A 15957-nucleotide genomic window follows, 5' to 3' on the forward strand; every position below is an offset into this window, starting at 1 on the left:
ATAATTAGTATTTTAAACATAAGGAAACCTCCATATGTCTGAAGTCAATAAAATTGACGTAGACGCGCTAGAAACACAAGAGTGGTTACAAGCCCTTGAATCTGTTGTGCGTGAAGAAGGTGTAGAACGTGCTCAATTTTTACTTGAGCAAGTGTTAGAGCAAGCCCGTTTAGACGGTGTTGATATGCCTACTGGCACAACTACTAACTACGTTAATACCATTCCGGTAGATCAAGAACCTGCTTACCCAGGTGACGTAAACATTGAACGTCGTATTCGTTCAATCATCCGTTGGAATGCGATCATGATCGTATTACGTGCGTCGAAAAAAGATCTAGACTTAGGCGGCCATATGGCGTCTTACCAGTCTTCTGCTGCATTCTATGAAGTATGTTTTAACCACTTCTTTAAAGCACCAAACGATGTTGATGGCGGTGACTTAGTTTATTATCAAGGCCACATTTCTCCTGGTATTTATGCCCGTGCATTTGTTGAAGGTCGTTTAACGGCTGAGCAGCTTGATAACTTCCGTCAAGAAGTGGATGGTAAAGGTCTTCCTTCATACCCACACCCTAAATTAATGCCTGAATTCTGGCAGTTCCCTACGGTATCAATGGGTCTTGGTCCAATTGCATCTATCTACCAAGCGCGTTTCTTAAAATACCTCGATGGTCGTGGCTTAAAAGACACTAAAAACCAACGTGTGTACGCTTTCTTAGGCGACGGTGAGATGGATGAGCCAGAATCACGTGGTGCAATCTCATTCGCTGCGCGTGAGAAGCTAGATAACCTATGTTACCTAATCAACTGTAACTTACAGCGTTTAGATGGCCCAGTAATGGGTAATGGTAAGATCATTCAAGAGCTTGAAGGCCTATTCAAAGGCGCAGGTTGGAACGTAATTAAAGTTGTATGGGGTAGTGGTTGGGATATCCTACTTGCTAAAGATACAACAGGTAAATTACTACAATTAATGAACGAAACCATTGACGGTGATTACCAAACATATAAAGCGAAAGACGGTGCATACGTTCGTGAACACTTCTTCGGTCGTTACCCAGAAACAGCAGCACTTGTTGCTGATATGACTGATGAAGAGATTTTCGCACTTAAGCGTGGTGGTCATGAGCCATCAAAACTTTACGCTGCATTCAAAAAAGCGGAAGAAACCAAAGACCGTCCAACGGTTATCCTTGCTAAAACTGTAAAAGGTTACGGCATGGGTGAAGCGGCTGAAGGTAAAAACATCGCGCACCAAGTTAAGAAAATGGATATGACCCATGTTGAGCACCTACGTGCACGTTTAGGTCTACAAGACTTAGTGTCTGATGAAGAAATTAAAGACTTACCATATCTAACACTTGAAGAAGGCTCTGAAGAGTACAAGTACCTACATGCGCGTCGTGAAGCGCTACAAGGTTACACACCTAAGCGTATTGCTAAGTTTTCTGAAACGTTAACATTGCCAGAAGTTGACGCGTTCAAGCCATTACTTGAAGAGCAAAAACGTGACATCTCTACAACCATGGGCTTTGTACGTGCACTTAACGTGTTACTAAAAGACAAAGGCATTGGTAAAAACATCGTGCCTATCATCGCTGATGAAGCACGTACGTTTGGTATGGAAGGTTTATTCCGTCAAATCGGTATTTATAACCCGCATGGCCAAAATTACACGCCGCAAGACCGTGACATCGTTTCTTACTATAAAGAAGCAACATCAGGTCAGGTACTACAAGAAGGTATCAACGAGTTAGGTGCAATGTCATCATGGGTTGCTGCTGCAACATCATACAGCACTAACGATTTACCAATGATCCCATTCTACATCTACTACTCAATGTTTGGTTTCCAACGTGTAGGCGATATGGCGTGGATGGCTGGTGACCAACAAGCGCGTGGTTTCTTACTTGGTGCTACGGCAGGTCGTACAACGCTAAACGGTGAAGGTTTACAGCACGAAGATGGTCACAGCCACATTCTTGCTAACACGGTTCCTAACTGTATTTCTTATGACCCGACATTCGCATACGAAGTTGCGGTCATCATGCAAGACGGTATTCGTCGCATGTACGGCGAAGACCAAGAAAACGTGTTCTACTACCTAACGCTAATGAACGAAAACTACCATCAACCAGCAATGCCTGAAGGCGCTGAAGAAGGTATTCGTAAAGGTATCTACAAACTTGAAACGGTAGCTGGTGATAAAGCAAAAGTGCAGTTACTGGGTTCAGGTACTATCATGATTGAAGTGCGTAAAGCAGCACAGATCCTGAGCGAAGAGTATGGCATTGGTTCTGATGTATTCTCTGTAACCTCATTCAATGAGCTAACACGTGACGGTCAAGACGCTGAGCGTTTCAACATGCTTAACCCAGAAGCAGAGCAAAAAACTGCTTACATCACCAATGTATTAGGTGACTCTGTGACTGTTGCAGCAACAGACTACATGAAGAACTATGCTGAGCAAGTTCGTTCATTTGTACCAAGCAGCAACTATAAAGTATTGGGTACAGATGGCTACGGTCGTTCTGATAGCCGTGAAAACCTACGTCGTCACTTTGAAGTTAATGCGGGCTATGTTGTGGTTGCAACATTATCTGAGCTTGCTAAACGTGGTGAAGTTGAAAAGTCAGTGGTTGTTGAAGCAATCAAGAAATTCGACATTGACACAAACAAAGTAAACCCGCTATACGCATAAGAGGTTCCAATGAGTATTGAAATTAATGTACCAGATATCGGTGGCGATGAAGTTGAAGTAACCGAAATCCTTGTTAGCGTTGGCGATAAGGTTGAGGTTGATCAATCGTTATTAACGGTTGAAGGCGACAAAGCATCAATGGAAGTACCTGCTGCACAAGCAGGTACGGTTAAAGAAATTAAAGTTGCTGAAGGTGACACGGTGACAACCGGTTCACTTATCATGATCTTCGAAGGTGAAGAGCAAGCTTCTGCATCTTCTGACACAAAAGAAGAAGCTAAAGCAGAGCCTGCTAAGCAATCTTCAGGTTCAGCGTCACAAGAAGTGACTGTGCCAGATATCGGCGATGATGAAGTTGAAGTAACTGAAATCATGGTTGCGGTAGGTGACACGGTTGAAGAAGAGCAATCTTTACTGAGCGTTGAAGGCGATAAAGCATCAATGGAAGTACCAGCACCATTTGCAGGTACTGTTAAAGAGATCAAAATCGCGACTGGCGATAAAGTAAAAACTGGCTCTTTAATCTTCGTTTTTGAAACTGCATCAAGTGGCTCTAACGCGCCTGCTGCTGAGTCTGCACCAGCAGAAGAAGCGCCAGCTGAAACCGCATCAAGCACTAAAGAAGTAAACGTGCCTGATATTGGCGGTGATGAAGTTGAAGTTACCGAAGTGATGGTGTCTGTAGGCGATAAGGTTGAAGAAGATCAATCAATCTTAAACGTTGAAGGCGATAAAGCATCAATGGAAGTACCTGCGCCATTTGCTGGTACAGTTAAAGAAATCAAAGTAGCAGCGGGCGATAAAGTATCAACTGGCTCACTTATCTTTGTATTTGAAGTTGCTGGTAGTGCTAAAGCAGCGCCAGAAGCTAAAAAAGAGTCAGCACCTGCACCAGCGGCAAAGGCTGAATCTGCACCTGCTGCAAAACCAGCTGCGGCTAAAGCAAGCAAAGAAGAGTTTGCGGATAACAAAGCGTATGCTCATGCATCGCCTGTTGTACGTCGTTTAGCGCGTGAGTTTGGTATTAACCTAGCAAACGTAAAAGGCACAGGTCGTAAAAACCGTGTTGTCAAAGAAGACGTGCAAAACTATGTTAAAGAGCTAGTTAAGCAAGTTGAATCAGGTAATGCTGGCAAAGGCAATGCTGGTGGCGGTGAGTTAGGTCTTATCCCGTGGCCGAAAGTTGATTTTGCTAAATTTGGTGAAATCGAAGAGAAGAAACTTTCTCGTATTCAAAAACTTTCAGGTGCTAACTTACACCGTAACTGGGTGCAAATCCCGCACGTTACACAGTTTGATGAAGCGGATATCACAAGCTTAGAGGCATTCCGTAAAGAGCAAAACGCCCTTGCTGAGAAGAAAAAACTCGGTGTTAAAATCACGCCACTGGTATTTGTGATGAAAGCGGCGGCTAAAGCACTTGCTGAATTCCCAACGTTTAACTCTTCACTGTCTGAAGATGGCGAAAGCTTAATCTTGAAGAAGTACATCAATATCGGTGTTGCCGTTGATACACCAAACGGTTTAGTTGTTCCGGTATTCAAAGATGTTGATAAGAAAGGCATCATTGAACTTTCTCGTGAGTTAATGGAAGTGTCGGCTAAAGCACGTGATGGCAAGCTAACGTCATCTGATATGCAAGGTGGTTGTTTCACAATCTCAAGTCTTGGTGGTATCGGTGGTACAGCATTTACACCTATCGTGAATGCACCTGAAGTCGCAATTTTAGGTGTCTCTAAATCAGAGATGAAGCCTAAGTGGAATGGCAAAGAATTTGAGCCTAAGTTAATGGTTCCATTATCAATGTCATACGACCATAGGGTAATTGACGGTGCCTTAGCAGCACGCTTTACTGTGACGCTAGCAAGCTACATGAGCGATATCCGTCAATTAGTGATGTAATCGTCTCGTAAATTATAAGAATCAAATCCCAGCAAGTTGTTTTTTGCTGGGATTTTTACCATTGGCAATGATACAATCTTTGCTATAGAACAATCTTGGTATAGATATCTGCTCTCCCTTTCTGCCTTGCAGAAACATGGCAGTTAAACTTAGGGCAGTGTCCCGTTCAAACATTTAAGGTAATAGCATGAGCAACGAATTAAAAACTCAAGTTGTTGTACTAGGCGGTGGTCCTGGTGGTTATTCTGCGGCTTTCCGCGCTGCTGACTTGGGCTTAGAAGTTACATTGGTAGAATCTCGCAACACATTAGGTGGTGTTTGTCTTAATGTGGGTTGTATTCCTTCAAAAGCACTTTTACACGTAGCTAAAGTGATTGATGACGCGGCAGAAATGTCATCTCACGGCGTTACTTTTGGTAAGCCTGAAATCGACCTAGATAAAATCCGTGATTGGAAAGAGTCTGTAATTGGTCAGTTAACTGGCGGCCTAGACGGCATGGCTAAAATGCGTAAAGTGAAAGTAGTAAGTGGCTACGGTAAGTTCACTGGTAGCAACACACTTGCTGTTGAAGGTGAAGACGGTACAACAACTATCACATTCGATAATGCTATTATTGCAGCGGGTTCTCAGCCTGTTAACTTACCTTTCATCCCTGAAGATGACCGTGTAATCGATTCAACTGGCGCGCTTGAGCTTAAAGATGTACCTGAGAAACTACTTGTTTTAGGTGGTGGTATCATCGGTCTTGAGATGGGTACTGTATACCGTGCACTAGGTTCTGAAATCGACGTTGTTGAGTTTGCTGATCAATTAGTTCCAGCAGCTGATAAAGACGTTATCAAGATTTACCAGAAATACGTTAAGAACAAGTTTAACGTAATGCTATCTACTAAAGTAACTGGCGTTGAAGCAAAAGACGACGGTTTATATGTAACATTTGAAGGTAAAAATGCTCCGGCTGAACCTGTACGTTACGATAAAGTACTTGTTGCTGTTGGCCGTACGCCGAACGGTAAACTACTTGATGCTGACAAAGCAGGTGTTAATGTTGATGAGCGTGGCTTCATCAATGTTGATAAGCAGCTTAAAACAAACGTTGATCACATCTTCGCTATCGGTGACATCGTTGGTCAACCAATGCTTGCGCACAAAGCGGTTCACGAAGCTCACGTTGCTGCTGAAGTTATTTCTGGTCAGAAACACTTCTTCGATCCTAAGTGCATTCCTTCAATCGCATACACAGATCCAGAAATCGCATGGGTTGGTGTAACTGAGAAAGAAGCGAAAGAGCAAGGCTTAAGCATCGAAACAGCTGTATTCCCTTGGGCAGCATCTGGTCGTGCTATCGCTTCAGCACGTACCGAAGGTCAAACTAAGCTAATCTTCGATAAAGACTCAGGTCGTGTTATCGGTGGTGCTATGGTTGGTATCAACGCAGGTGAAATGCTAGGTGAAATCGGCTTAGCAGTTGAAATGGGCGCAGACGGTGAAGACCTAGCGTTAACTATTCACGCTCACCCAACGTTAAATGAATCAATCGGTCTAGCTGCTGAAATCTTCGAAGGTTCAATCACTGACCTTCCAAACAAAAAAGCCGTTAAAAAGAAGTAAGTTCTTTTGACTAATAGCTTTAAAAACCCAGCTTTGGCTGGGTTTTTGTTTTTTAATCGCTGATTTCTATTCCCCTTATTTTTAGCTACAATACGCGCCGTTCAACTTTCTGGTAAATGCAGTGGCTACAATCTCAAATAACTCCGTTTTAGAACTTCGCGCAACACAAATGGCTGAGTCGCGTCGTGAATTTAAAGCTCGTGGCGCAAAGCTAACACGGTGTGAGCGTTGTCTGCTTGCTGAGCATTATTGTATTTGTGAAGGTGTTGAACAGGCCGAGTGTAATGCGGCAGTCTGCTTACTTATGTACCACAATGAGAGTTTTAAGCCGTCAAATACTGGCCGTTTAATTGCTGAAATCGTGCCAGATAATCATGCCTTTAAATGGGATAGAACCACCCCCGATGAAGCCTTGCTGAGCTTGTTGGCAGACTCACAATATCAGCCTATGGTTATTTTTCCTGCCAGTGATGTAGACGATGAAGAGCGCGTGATCACTGAAGTAACCCCTGTGGATGGTAAGCGTCCGTTGTTTATTTTCTTAGATGGTACTTGGCGCGAAGCAAAAAAAATGATCCGTAAAAGTCCTTATTTAGATAATTTGCCCGTGCTTTCGATTACCCCTGAGAAGCTTTCTGATTATCGATTGCGTGTTGCCCCACATGAACATCAGCTTGGTACAGCAGAGGTTGCTATTATGGTGCTTGCGCTTGCAGGTGAAGTGGCTGCTATGCAAAAGCTAGAAGAACATTTTATTAAGTTCAGAGATGCGTATTTACTTGGTAAGCGAAATAAGGGACGCCCAGAGCAATAACTCTTTACTAAATTTTAGGCAAAAGAAAAGCGCGTACTATCGCTAGTCGCGCTTGCGGAATCTTCTTAATTTTTTGCATCCTGCAATTGAACCTAATCAACTCCATAAACTTCGCCAATCCATGCCATTGCACTTTACTTATTGGTTCTGTGCAATTTAAGGCAATCCAGCCTTGCTTCCTTTTTAGTCCTTTACATCCTTGCTGGTAAATTCTTTACCTGTCCTTTACGCGTCATCCTAACGCTATCCTTTTATTAGCAACTCCGTTGCGATGCCCTTACAGCCTGTCCTTTGTTCCACTTTTTAACGTCCTGTATAACAACATCCTGTTGTTATGCCTTTCCACATCATCCTGATGCTGTCCGTAGGTTGTCATTCCATTGCGTTACTCTTCCTGAGCCTGTCCTTGTTTCCTTTATTTCCTTATGAACCTAAATTCTCGGTTTTATGAGTAATGTATTTTCTTCCGTTTACTCATTAAGCGTCTTGCTTAGTTGATGTAAGTAATTATAGAGAGTTAGCCAAGCCTTGGTAGGTTAAAATCATGCATAAATAGAGCGTTATTTTATTGTAATAAATATAAATACCTTTATTTTCAACTGGTTGCTTTTTTATTTGCAGTGTTAACCTGTGCTTTTTACTCAATAACTGTCATGCAGGTGAGATATGTCTTACAGGCAAATTCCTAAATAGCGATAGGCATAACTTGATTGTGAGTAAAACAGGTGTAATTTCGCTTCACTCTAGGTAAAATACTTGAGAATCGTTATTATTTAGGTGTTATAAAATGAGAAAGAAAGCCTTAGTATTATTAACAGCTTTGCTAAGCACACCCGTGTTTGCAGCTGATGTTGTAAATATATATTCGTTTCGTCAGCCTTTTTTGATTAAACCTATTTTAGATGATTTTACTAAGCAAACAGGGATCAAAACGAATGTCGTGTTTGCGAAAAAAGGACTCATCGAGCGTGTGAAACGCGAGGGAAAGCATAGCAAGGCTGATCTTGTGCTCACTTCAAATTTTAGTGCGCTTATTCAGTTAGAAGATCTTAACTTAACCCAAAAGATTCAAAGCGATGTTGTCAGTGCTAATGTGCCAAGTACATTTCGCGATAGTGATGGACAATGGGTTGCGCTTACAAAGCGTGTTCGTAATGTTTATTCATCTAAAGAACGTGTTGGGGCATTACCTGAGCTAACTTATGAAGACCTTGCTGATCCTAAATACAAAGGTAAGCTATGCACACGTTCGGGTAAACATCCCTATAATTTAGGTTTAGTGGCTTCTATGATTGCTCATCACGGAGAGGCAGAAGCAAAGCAGTGGCTGGAAGGTGTAAAGGCGAATCTTGCTCGTAAGCCTCAGGGTAATGACCGTGCTCAAGTAAAAGCTGTAAAAGAAGGTTTGTGTGACATCGCTTTAGGTAACAGTTACTACTTTGGCAAAATGATGCAAGATGAACAGCAAAAATCATGGGCAGAAGCCGTTCATATTAACTTTCCTAACCAAACTAATCGTGGCTCACATATTAATGTATCGGGTGTGGTAATGACGAAATACGCCAAAAACCCTGAAAATGCCTTGAAACTGATTGAGTATATGACCGACAATAAGGCACAAAATATGTATGCCTCAGTCAATATGGAATACCCAGTAAAAAATGGGGTTGAATTATCTGAGATGGTTGCATCATGGGGTGAGTTTAAAGAAGATAGCCTTTCACTCGATGAAATTAGTAAATATCGTCCAGCGGCACTGAAGCTAATTGATGAAGTGAAGTTTGATTTATAACGAGGATATTCCTCGTATTTTATAAAAGCTGTTTTTTAACAGCTTTTATTTTATCTGGTATTAATCCACTTATGCATGTGAAGTTTTCGCTGTCGCGTTGGCAGCTTTTAGCTTGGCTAATTGGCCTGCTGCTTGTTACACCTTTAGGCTTTTTGTTATTTGAATCTCTACAAGGGGATTCGGATGTATTTCAGCACCTTTTCGATACGGTGCTGTGGGATTATACCCGTAATACGTTATTGCTCATTTTAGGAGTGGGGCTTTTAAGTTGTGTTATTGCGTTGCCGCTAGCTTGGTTAACGGCTTATTGTGACTTTCCTGGGCGAAAACAGTTTGAGTGGGCGTTAATGCTGCCCTTAGCAATGCCCACCTATTTAATTGCTTATGTTTACACTGACCTACTTGATTATGCGGGACCTGTGCAAATAGCCTTAAGAGAGTGGTTTGGTTGGCAATCACCGGATGACTACTGGTTTTTTGATATTCGCACTTTAACTGGGGCGATCGTGATGATTGCGTTGGTGCTTTATCCTTATTTATTTCTGATTTTCAAAACGGCACTTCGAGAGCAGTCGTTTAAATTAGTACAAGCAAGTCAGCTTATGGGGCTTTCGCCAATACAAAGCTTTTTAAGGGTGAGCTTACCGCTTGGACGCGGTGCGATTGTCGCGGGTATTACCTTGATCAGTATGGAAGCGATGGCTGACTTTGCTACAGTTAACTATTTTGCCGTGAGCACACTCACGACCGCTGTTTACGATACGTGGCTTGGTTATTACTCTTTAACCGCTGCAGCGAAAATTTCGGGTATTATGCTGCTCATTTTATTTTTAACTATCATGGTTGAGCGCTTTAGCCGTCGCAATCAAGCCGTGTATGAGCGCCAATCTAGTGTTAATAGCGCAACACTTTATCGCTTAAAAGGCGGTGCTGCATGGGCTGCAAGCTTAGCTTGCACAGTCGTACTGGTACTGGCTTTTATCTTGCCGGTTGGAGTGTTGGTTAAATACGCCGTTGTGTATGCCGATGAAGCATGGAATGGGGCATTTTTTAGTTACGCTTGGCAAAGTTTTAAAGTAGCGATTGTGGTGAGTCTAGTAACCATTTTACTGAGCTTACTGGTCTTGTTTTATCAGCGGATTGCTAAACACGCTTACCCTTTGCTCCCAGGCCGTTTAGCAAGTACTGGTTATGCTCTGCCTGGAACCGTGCTAGCCATCGCGGTATTGTTGCCTCTAACTCAATTAGATGATGCATTAAATAACTGGCTTGAGCCTTTTGGCTTATCGCCAGGGTTACTTTTGAGTGGCACTTTATTTGCGATGATATTTGCTTATGTAGTGCGGTTTTATGCGATTGCGCATGGGGCACTTGAAAGCAGCTTCTTACGTATAAGCCCGTCGTTAGATATGGCAAGCCAATCAATGGGGAAGGGGCCATTGCAAACTTTGCGTAAAGTTCATTTACCCTTGTTAAAACGCGGCATTCTTACCGCAGGTTTGTTAGTCTTTATTGAATGCATGAAAGAGCTGCCCGCCGCATTATTATTAAGGCCATTTAACTTTGAAACACTGGCAACCCATGTGTTTCAGTATGTTAGTGATGAGCAGTTGGAGCTTGCCTCAATTTCAGCGTTATTGATTGTTTTAGTGGGGCTTATTCCTTTGTATTTCGTTAATCGTTCGATGGAGCAACATCACTCATGAGCCATTTAGTAATTAAAGACTTAGCTTATCAGTACAATGGCACTAAGGTTTTGAGTGGGTTAAGCCTCAATGTGAAGCAAGACGAAATAGTGTGTTTATTAGGGGCCAGTGGCTGTGGCAAAACCACAACCCTAAAAGCAATCGCGGGAATTTTGCAGCCTGAGCAAGGCTACATGAGTATCGATTCTAATATTGTGAACGATAATGGGGTTTTTGTTGCACCCCAAAAGCGCAATATCGGCATGATGTTTCAAGATTATGCGTTATTTCCTCACCTAACAGTGAGTGACAATATTGCGTTTGGTCTCAACACGATGAGTAAAGAGCAAAAACGTGAGCGAGTGAACGAGATGCTCACTTTAGTTAAGCTTGATGGTTGTGCCAAGCGATATCCTCACCAGCTCTCAGGTGGCCAACAGCAACGAGTCGCGATTGCCCGTGCACTTGCTTATAAACCAAGTTTGTTACTTCTTGATGAGCCATTTTCAAATATTGATACCCAAGTAAGGTTTGAGCTAATTGCCGATATTCGTCGGATTATCAAAGCGCAAAAAGTTTCTGCGGTATTTGTTACCCATTCAAAAGAAGAGGCGTTTGCCTTTGCTGACACACTTGCTGTTATGCATGGTGGAAAAATAGCCCAACAAGGCTCTGCTGAGCAGTTATTTAGCCAACCTAACTCAAAGGTGGTTGCAGAGTTTCTTGGTACGGGCATATACTTAACGGCAAAAGCATTAACCGCAACTGAATATGAGACGGTGTTCGGGGTTGTATCGTCAACCTATGCAGGTAACCATGATTGCGTACAAGGTCAAATTTATGTGCGCCCTCATCATATCCAGTTGTGTAAAGCAGAAAATGGCGATGCTCAAGGCTTAACTATTTTGCAAAGACGTTTTATCGGCACGCGTTATGTGTACCGTATTAATATTGCAGGGCAGGAGCTCGAAGTGGCCGCGGAGCAAGACCACGTTTTCTCGGTCGAACAGCCAGTAAAAATAAAAATAATGCCGCACAGGGTCAATTTTTTTCGAGATTAAACATGATGTGAAATCCTAAATTGTTGATTGTGTGCCTGATAATGAATAGCTAAGGATTCACTATGGCGCAAGCGCAATCTGGGATTTGTGCTGAAGCAAACTTACATGGTTTGCACCTGTTTTTTAACGTCTATGATGGCCACGATGAGTCATTACGAAAAAAACTAAAGCGTGTAAATGTAATACAAGACGAATTTTCTGATCAGTTCTCTGAGGCTATGCTGTCTTGTGTTGTTGCTGTTGGGGCGCAATATTGGCCGCATATATTGCCTGAGTTTATTCCAAGTCAATTACAAAGCTTTCCAAATGTCACACACAGTGAACATGTTGTAAGCGCACAACCGTTCGATTTATTTGTGCAAATTCGCTCTGACCGTGAAGACGTCAATCATTTATTTGCCCTGCAAATTTTAAAATTGTTTACACCGGATGTTGAGCTAGTGGAGCAAGTTCGTAACTTTCGCTTTTTAGATGGGCGAGATTTTAATGGTTTTATCTACGCCGGCGACACACCTCACGGTAGACAAAAACGCAGTACGGCACTAGTCAATAAACCAGGGCATTTTGAAGATCAAGGTAGTTATATTCATGTGCAGCGGTTTGTCCACGATCTAACGGTGTGGCAGTACTTGTCTTTATCAGAGCAAGAGCAAATAATGGGGCGTACTCGCCTTGATAATACCTTAGTTGTGCCGGCAATTGAAACGAGCCATGCAGTGAGATCAGAGCTCAAAGATGAGCATGGTCTGCCGCTATTACTCAATCAGAGTATGCCATTTGGCGACGTTCACAAACAGGGCATACTCATGGTGTCGTGTGCCGCACAAGGTGACTCATTTGAACACGTACTGAAAAGTCGTTTAGGGCAGGGCGAGCATTATGATCATTGGCTTGATTTTACACAAGCTGATATGGGTTCGGCATTTTTCGCCCCGTCAGTGAATTTTCTAAAGCAACTTTAAACAGTATCGAATAAGGTGCGAACACGCTCAAGCGTAACATCAATTTCAGACACTTTTGCAGGGGCGATAAAAATAGTATCGTCACCTGCAATGGTTCCTAGCACACCGTCTGCTTTACCTAATGAATCAAGTAAACGTGCAATAAGCTGCGCAGCCCCTGGACTGGTGCGAATAATGATCATCATTTCGTTATGCATAATGTCGATAACAAGTTGACGCAACGGGCTTTTCGCCGTTGGTACGCCCATTTCGGCCGGTAAGCAATACACCATTTCTTGTTTCGCGTTACGAGTACGAACCGCACCAAATTTACTCAACATGCGCGAGACTTTACTCTGGCTGATGTTATCAAAGCCTTGCTCTTTTAATGCATCTACAATTTCACCTTGTGAGCCGAAGTTTTCTTCTTTTAATAACGATTTAAACGCTTTGATTAGTGCTTCTTGTTTATCTTGAGGTTGCATGCTGTTGTATCTTTATTCATAAAATGTGAAGTAATTCTACACAATTATGCATACTTATGCAGTATTTGTTTGAATTTGTCGGCTAAATGAAGGCACTTTACAACATAGTTTACAACTATGGTCGAAATTATATGCGAAATAAGCAGGATAAATTTGTTTTTAGTCGCTAATTTCATTATCTTTAGGGCCACAAGTATTTCCTACCTCAAATTACGGAGAATTCCAATGAAAGTTGCTGTTTTAGGCGCAGCTGGCGGTATCGGCCAAGCATTGTCTTTATTATTAAAAACAAGTTTACCTGCAGGTTCTGAATTATCGTTATACGATGTTGCCCCTGTTGTTCCTGGTGTAGCGGTTGATCTTTCTCACATCCCAACAGACGTTAAAGTTGAAGGCTTTGGTGCTGACGACCTAGATGCAGCATTAGCTGGTTGTGATATCGTTCTTATCCCAGCGGGTATGCCACGTAAGCCGGGTATGGACCGTGCGGACCTTTTCAACGTAAACGCAGGTATCATCAAAACATTAGCTGAAGGCATCGTAAGAAACTGCCCTAAAGCGTTAGTAGGTATCATCACTAACCCAGTTAACGGCACTGTGCCAATCGTTGCTGAAGTATTCAAAAAAGCGGGCACTTACGATGCGAATCGTGTATTCGGTATCACAACACTTGACGTGATCCGTTCAGAAGCATTTGTTGCTGAACTTAAAGGTTTAAGCGCTACAGACGTTAAAGTTCCAGTGATCGGTGGTCACTCAGGTACGACTATTCTTCCTCTTCTTTCTCAAGTTGAAGGTGTTACTTTCACTGACGAAGAAGTTGCAGCATTAACACCACGTATCCAAAATGCAGGTACTGAAGTTGTTAACGCTAAAGCGGGTGGCGGTTCAGCGACGCTTTCAATGGGTGCAGCCGCAGCGCGTTTTTGTATGTCTTTAGTTAAAGGCTTACAAGGTGAAGACGTTGTTGATTACGCATACGTTGCAGTTGAGAACGGTGACGCGGCATACTTCGCACACCCAGTACGTTTAGGTAAAAACGGTGTTGAAGAAATCCTTTCTTACGGTGAATTAAGTGCTTTTGAAGAGCAAGCTAAGAACGATATGTTAGCGACACTTAACAAAGACATCCAAGAAGGTGTTGATTTCATCAACGGCTAATACCCAGATGAAAATGGGGGTATTCTCTAGTCGATGTCCTCAATAATAAAAAAGCCTGCAATTGCAGGCTTTTTTGTGGCTCGAATAAATTGGGTTTAATGATCCCGCGCAACGGCGATGCGGGCTAAACTCTCAAGTGCTTGCTTGTACGGTGTATCTGGTAAAAAAGCAATACAAGCAATCGCTTTGTCGGCTTCTTGTTCTGCTTTTTGCATCGCAAACTCAAGAGCTTTAGTATCAGCTAATGCCGTTAGAATGCTCTCTAAGTGATCCATACCATTACCCAGCTCAATGGCTTCGCGTACTAGCTTAACTTGCTCTGGTGTGCCTTTTTGCATTGCGTAGATTAGCGGTAGGGTAGGTTTACCTTCAGCTAAATCATCACCAATATTCTTACCAAGTTGTGTGGCATCTGCATTGTAATCAAGCACATCATCAACAAGTTGGAAGGCGGTGCCTAAATGCATGCCGTATAAGTTTAATGCTTCAAGGGTTTGTTGATCTTGCTCAGTGATAATGGCGGCTAAACCGGTCGCTGCCTCAAATAATTTGGCAGTTTTACTATAAATAACCTGCATATAGCTTTGTTCTGTGGTGTCAGGGTCATTACAGTTCATTAATTGTAGTACTTCGCCTTCTGCGATGACATTCGTTGCATCTGCAAGTGTTTGCATAATAGGCATTTTACCTAGCCCAACCATTAACTGGAATGAACGAGTATAGATAAAGTCGCCTACTAATACGCTCGCTGCATTACCAAACTCGGCATTAGCCGTGGGTGTTCCTCGGCGTAGGTTAGACTCATCTACTACATCATCATGTAGTAAGGTTGCGGTATGAATAAACTCTATGATGGTGGCAAGCGTAATGTGATCTTTACCCTCATAGCCTAATGCTTTTGCCGCTAAAATAGCTAACATAGGGCGTACACGTTTGCCGCCGCTGTTTACTATATATAAGCCAAGTTGGTTTACCAATGCGACATCTGAGCGCATTTGGGCGTGTATAAGTTGATTGACGTCATTCATTTCACTTTCGATTAACGTCTGGATAGCTTTTATATCCATTGATCTCCGAGCCGATTTTTATGGGTATACGGGGCTGATTGTACATCAAAAATCGCACTTGCTCGATATTTTGTGACGATTCACCAAAAAAACACCTTAAAGTTTTTTATTTAGGGCAAAATTTGTGGAGTTAAGTTTATCACCTTGTTTAATAAGTAATCGGTATTACTACCTCGGTGACTCGGTTTTGTGACTGAAATTTAATTGTCACAAGATCGTAAAAAGCGCTTGGCAAGAGGCGTTTTTAGGATAAAATAAGGGAAAATATTGAATTGCTCTCAATGCAGCTATTTTTTATTCATTTTATCGAAAAAGAGGCTTGCTAGTTTTTGCGCATTAGCGTAAACTTCGCGCCCTATTGAAGAATATTTTAGTTGCGTCGATTTGAGGGCGCACAGACGGAGTTAATTATGTACGCGGTTTTCCAAAGTGGTGGTAAACAGCACCGTGTGACTGAAGGTCAAACAATTCGTCTTGAGAAATTAGACGTTGAAACTGGTGCAGCAGTTGAATTTGATTCAGTACTTTTAGTTGCTGATGGTGAGAAAATCGAGATCGGTGTACCGTTCGTAAACGGTGGTAAAGTGACAGCTGAGGTTGTTTCACACGGTCGCGGTGAGAAAGTGAAGATTGTTAAATTTAGACGTCGTAAGCATTCTCGTAAGCAAATGGGCCATCGTCAATGGTTCACTGAAGTTAAAATCACTGGCATTAGCGCTTAATTTAGAGGTACTGA

Annotated in this window: 12 protein-coding genes; 10 read left to right on the forward strand and 2 right to left on the reverse strand. The window is 42.4% G+C overall.

Annotation, left to right across the window (positions count from 1 at the left end):
• Positions 1-34 precede the first annotated feature (34 nt).
• The 8 genes from aceE (at position 35) to PAARA_RS16390 (ending at position 12529) form a co-directional block, all read left to right on the forward strand.
• Positions 35-2701, forward strand: a complete 2667-nt coding sequence (gene aceE / locus PAARA_RS16355; protein WP_062570072.1) for a pyruvate dehydrogenase (acetyl-transferring), homodimeric type — start codon at positions 35-37, stop codon at positions 2699-2701.
• 9 nt (positions 2702-2710) lie between these two features.
• Positions 2711-4603: a pyruvate dehydrogenase complex dihydrolipoyllysine-residue acetyltransferase gene (gene aceF, locus PAARA_RS16360; RefSeq protein WP_062570073.1), complete on the forward strand. Its 1893-nt coding sequence runs from the start codon at positions 2711-2713 to the stop codon at positions 4601-4603.
• A 187-nt stretch (positions 4604-4790) separates the two neighbouring features.
• The gene (gene lpdA, locus PAARA_RS16365) at positions 4791-6215 is read left to right on the forward strand and encodes a dihydrolipoyl dehydrogenase (protein ID WP_062570074.1); all 1425 of its coding nucleotides are present in this window, start codon (positions 4791-4793) and stop codon (positions 6213-6215) included.
• A 169-nt stretch (positions 6216-6384) separates the two neighbouring features.
• Positions 6385-7029, forward strand: coding sequence for a tRNA-uridine aminocarboxypropyltransferase (locus PAARA_RS16370; RefSeq protein ID WP_062570215.1), 645 nt, complete (start codon positions 6385-6387; stop codon positions 7027-7029).
• Positions 7030-7816: 787 nt separating this feature from the next.
• The gene (locus PAARA_RS16375) at positions 7817-8821 is read left to right on the forward strand and encodes a Fe(3+) ABC transporter substrate-binding protein (RefSeq protein WP_062570075.1); all 1005 of its coding nucleotides are present in this window, start codon (positions 7817-7819) and stop codon (positions 8819-8821) included.
• Between the two features lie 71 nt (positions 8822-8892).
• Positions 8893-10527: an ABC transporter permease gene (locus tag PAARA_RS16380; RefSeq protein WP_062570076.1), complete on the forward strand. Its 1635-nt coding sequence runs from the start codon at positions 8893-8895 to the stop codon at positions 10525-10527.
• Positions 10524-11567: an ABC transporter ATP-binding protein gene (locus tag PAARA_RS16385; RefSeq protein WP_062570077.1), complete on the forward strand. Its 1044-nt coding sequence runs from the start codon at positions 10524-10526 to the stop codon at positions 11565-11567. The genes PAARA_RS16380 and PAARA_RS16385 overlap by 4 nt, the downstream gene beginning before the upstream one ends.
• A gap of 62 nt (positions 11568-11629) precedes the next feature.
• A complete protein-coding gene (locus PAARA_RS16390; RefSeq protein WP_062570078.1) occupies positions 11630-12529 on the forward strand; it encodes a Dyp-type peroxidase in 900 nt (299 codons plus the stop codon).
• Here PAARA_RS16390 and argR read toward each other — a convergent pair.
• Positions 12526-12993 (reverse strand): transcriptional regulator ArgR, encoded by a 468-nt coding sequence (gene argR / locus PAARA_RS16395; protein WP_062570079.1) that lies wholly within the window; start codon positions 12991-12993, stop codon positions 12526-12528. The genes PAARA_RS16390 and argR overlap by 4 nt on opposite strands.
• Positions 12994-13218: 225 nt before the next feature.
• On the opposite strand from argR, the gene mdh reads away from it, so the two are divergent.
• Entirely contained in the window at positions 13219-14154 is a 936-nt protein-coding gene (gene mdh, locus PAARA_RS16400; RefSeq protein ID WP_062570080.1) for a malate dehydrogenase, read from the forward strand.
• 95 nt (positions 14155-14249) lie between these two features.
• On the opposite strand, the gene ispB is transcribed toward mdh, so the two are convergent.
• Complete coding sequence (ispB, locus tag PAARA_RS16405; protein ID WP_062570081.1) at positions 14250-15221, reverse strand: octaprenyl diphosphate synthase; 972 nt, start codon at positions 15219-15221, stop codon at positions 14250-14252.
• Between the two features lie 410 nt (positions 15222-15631).
• On the opposite strand from ispB, the gene rplU reads away from it, so the two are divergent.
• Positions 15632-15943 carry a 50S ribosomal protein L21 gene (gene rplU / locus PAARA_RS16410; RefSeq protein ID WP_036965957.1) on the forward strand — a complete coding sequence of 104 codons (312 nt, stop codon included), beginning with the start codon at positions 15632-15634 and terminating at the stop codon, positions 15941-15943.
• Positions 15944-15957 lie beyond the last annotated feature (14 nt).

This window comes from Pseudoalteromonas arabiensis (assembly GCF_001550155.1).
Lineage (GTDB): Bacteria > Pseudomonadota > Gammaproteobacteria > Enterobacterales > Alteromonadaceae > Pseudoalteromonas > Pseudoalteromonas arabiensis.

What these genes read in the sequence shown, in the direction of transcription:
- aceE (WP_062570072.1), top strand. Translation starts at nt 35, where the DNA reads ATGTCTGAAGTCAATAAAATTGACGTAGACGCGCTAGAAACACAAGAG.
- aceF (WP_062570073.1), top strand. Translation starts at nt 2,711, where the DNA reads ATGAGTATTGAAATTAATGTACCAGATATCGGTGGCGATGAAGTTGAA.
- lpdA (WP_062570074.1), top strand. Translation starts at nt 4,791, where the DNA reads ATGAGCAACGAATTAAAAACTCAAGTTGTTGTACTAGGCGGTGGTCCT.
- PAARA_RS16370 (WP_062570215.1), top strand. Translation starts at nt 6,385, where the DNA reads ATGGCTGAGTCGCGTCGTGAATTTAAAGCTCGTGGCGCAAAGCTAACA.
- PAARA_RS16375 (WP_062570075.1), top strand. Translation starts at nt 7,817, where the DNA reads ATGAGAAAGAAAGCCTTAGTATTATTAACAGCTTTGCTAAGCACACCC.
- PAARA_RS16380 (WP_062570076.1), top strand. Translation starts at nt 8,893, where the DNA reads ATGCATGTGAAGTTTTCGCTGTCGCGTTGGCAGCTTTTAGCTTGGCTA.
- PAARA_RS16385 (WP_062570077.1), top strand. Translation starts at nt 10,524, where the DNA reads ATGAGCCATTTAGTAATTAAAGACTTAGCTTATCAGTACAATGGCACT.
- PAARA_RS16390 (WP_062570078.1), top strand. Translation starts at nt 11,630, where the DNA reads ATGGCGCAAGCGCAATCTGGGATTTGTGCTGAAGCAAACTTACATGGT.
- argR (WP_062570079.1), bottom strand. Translation starts at nt 12,993, where the DNA reads ATGCAACCTCAAGATAAACAAGAAGCACTAATCAAAGCGTTTAAATCG.
- mdh (WP_062570080.1), top strand. Translation starts at nt 13,219, where the DNA reads ATGAAAGTTGCTGTTTTAGGCGCAGCTGGCGGTATCGGCCAAGCATTG.
- ispB (WP_062570081.1), bottom strand. Translation starts at nt 15,221, where the DNA reads ATGGATATAAAAGCTATCCAGACGTTAATCGAAAGTGAAATGAATGAC.
- rplU (WP_036965957.1), top strand. Translation starts at nt 15,632, where the DNA reads ATGTACGCGGTTTTCCAAAGTGGTGGTAAACAGCACCGTGTGACTGAA.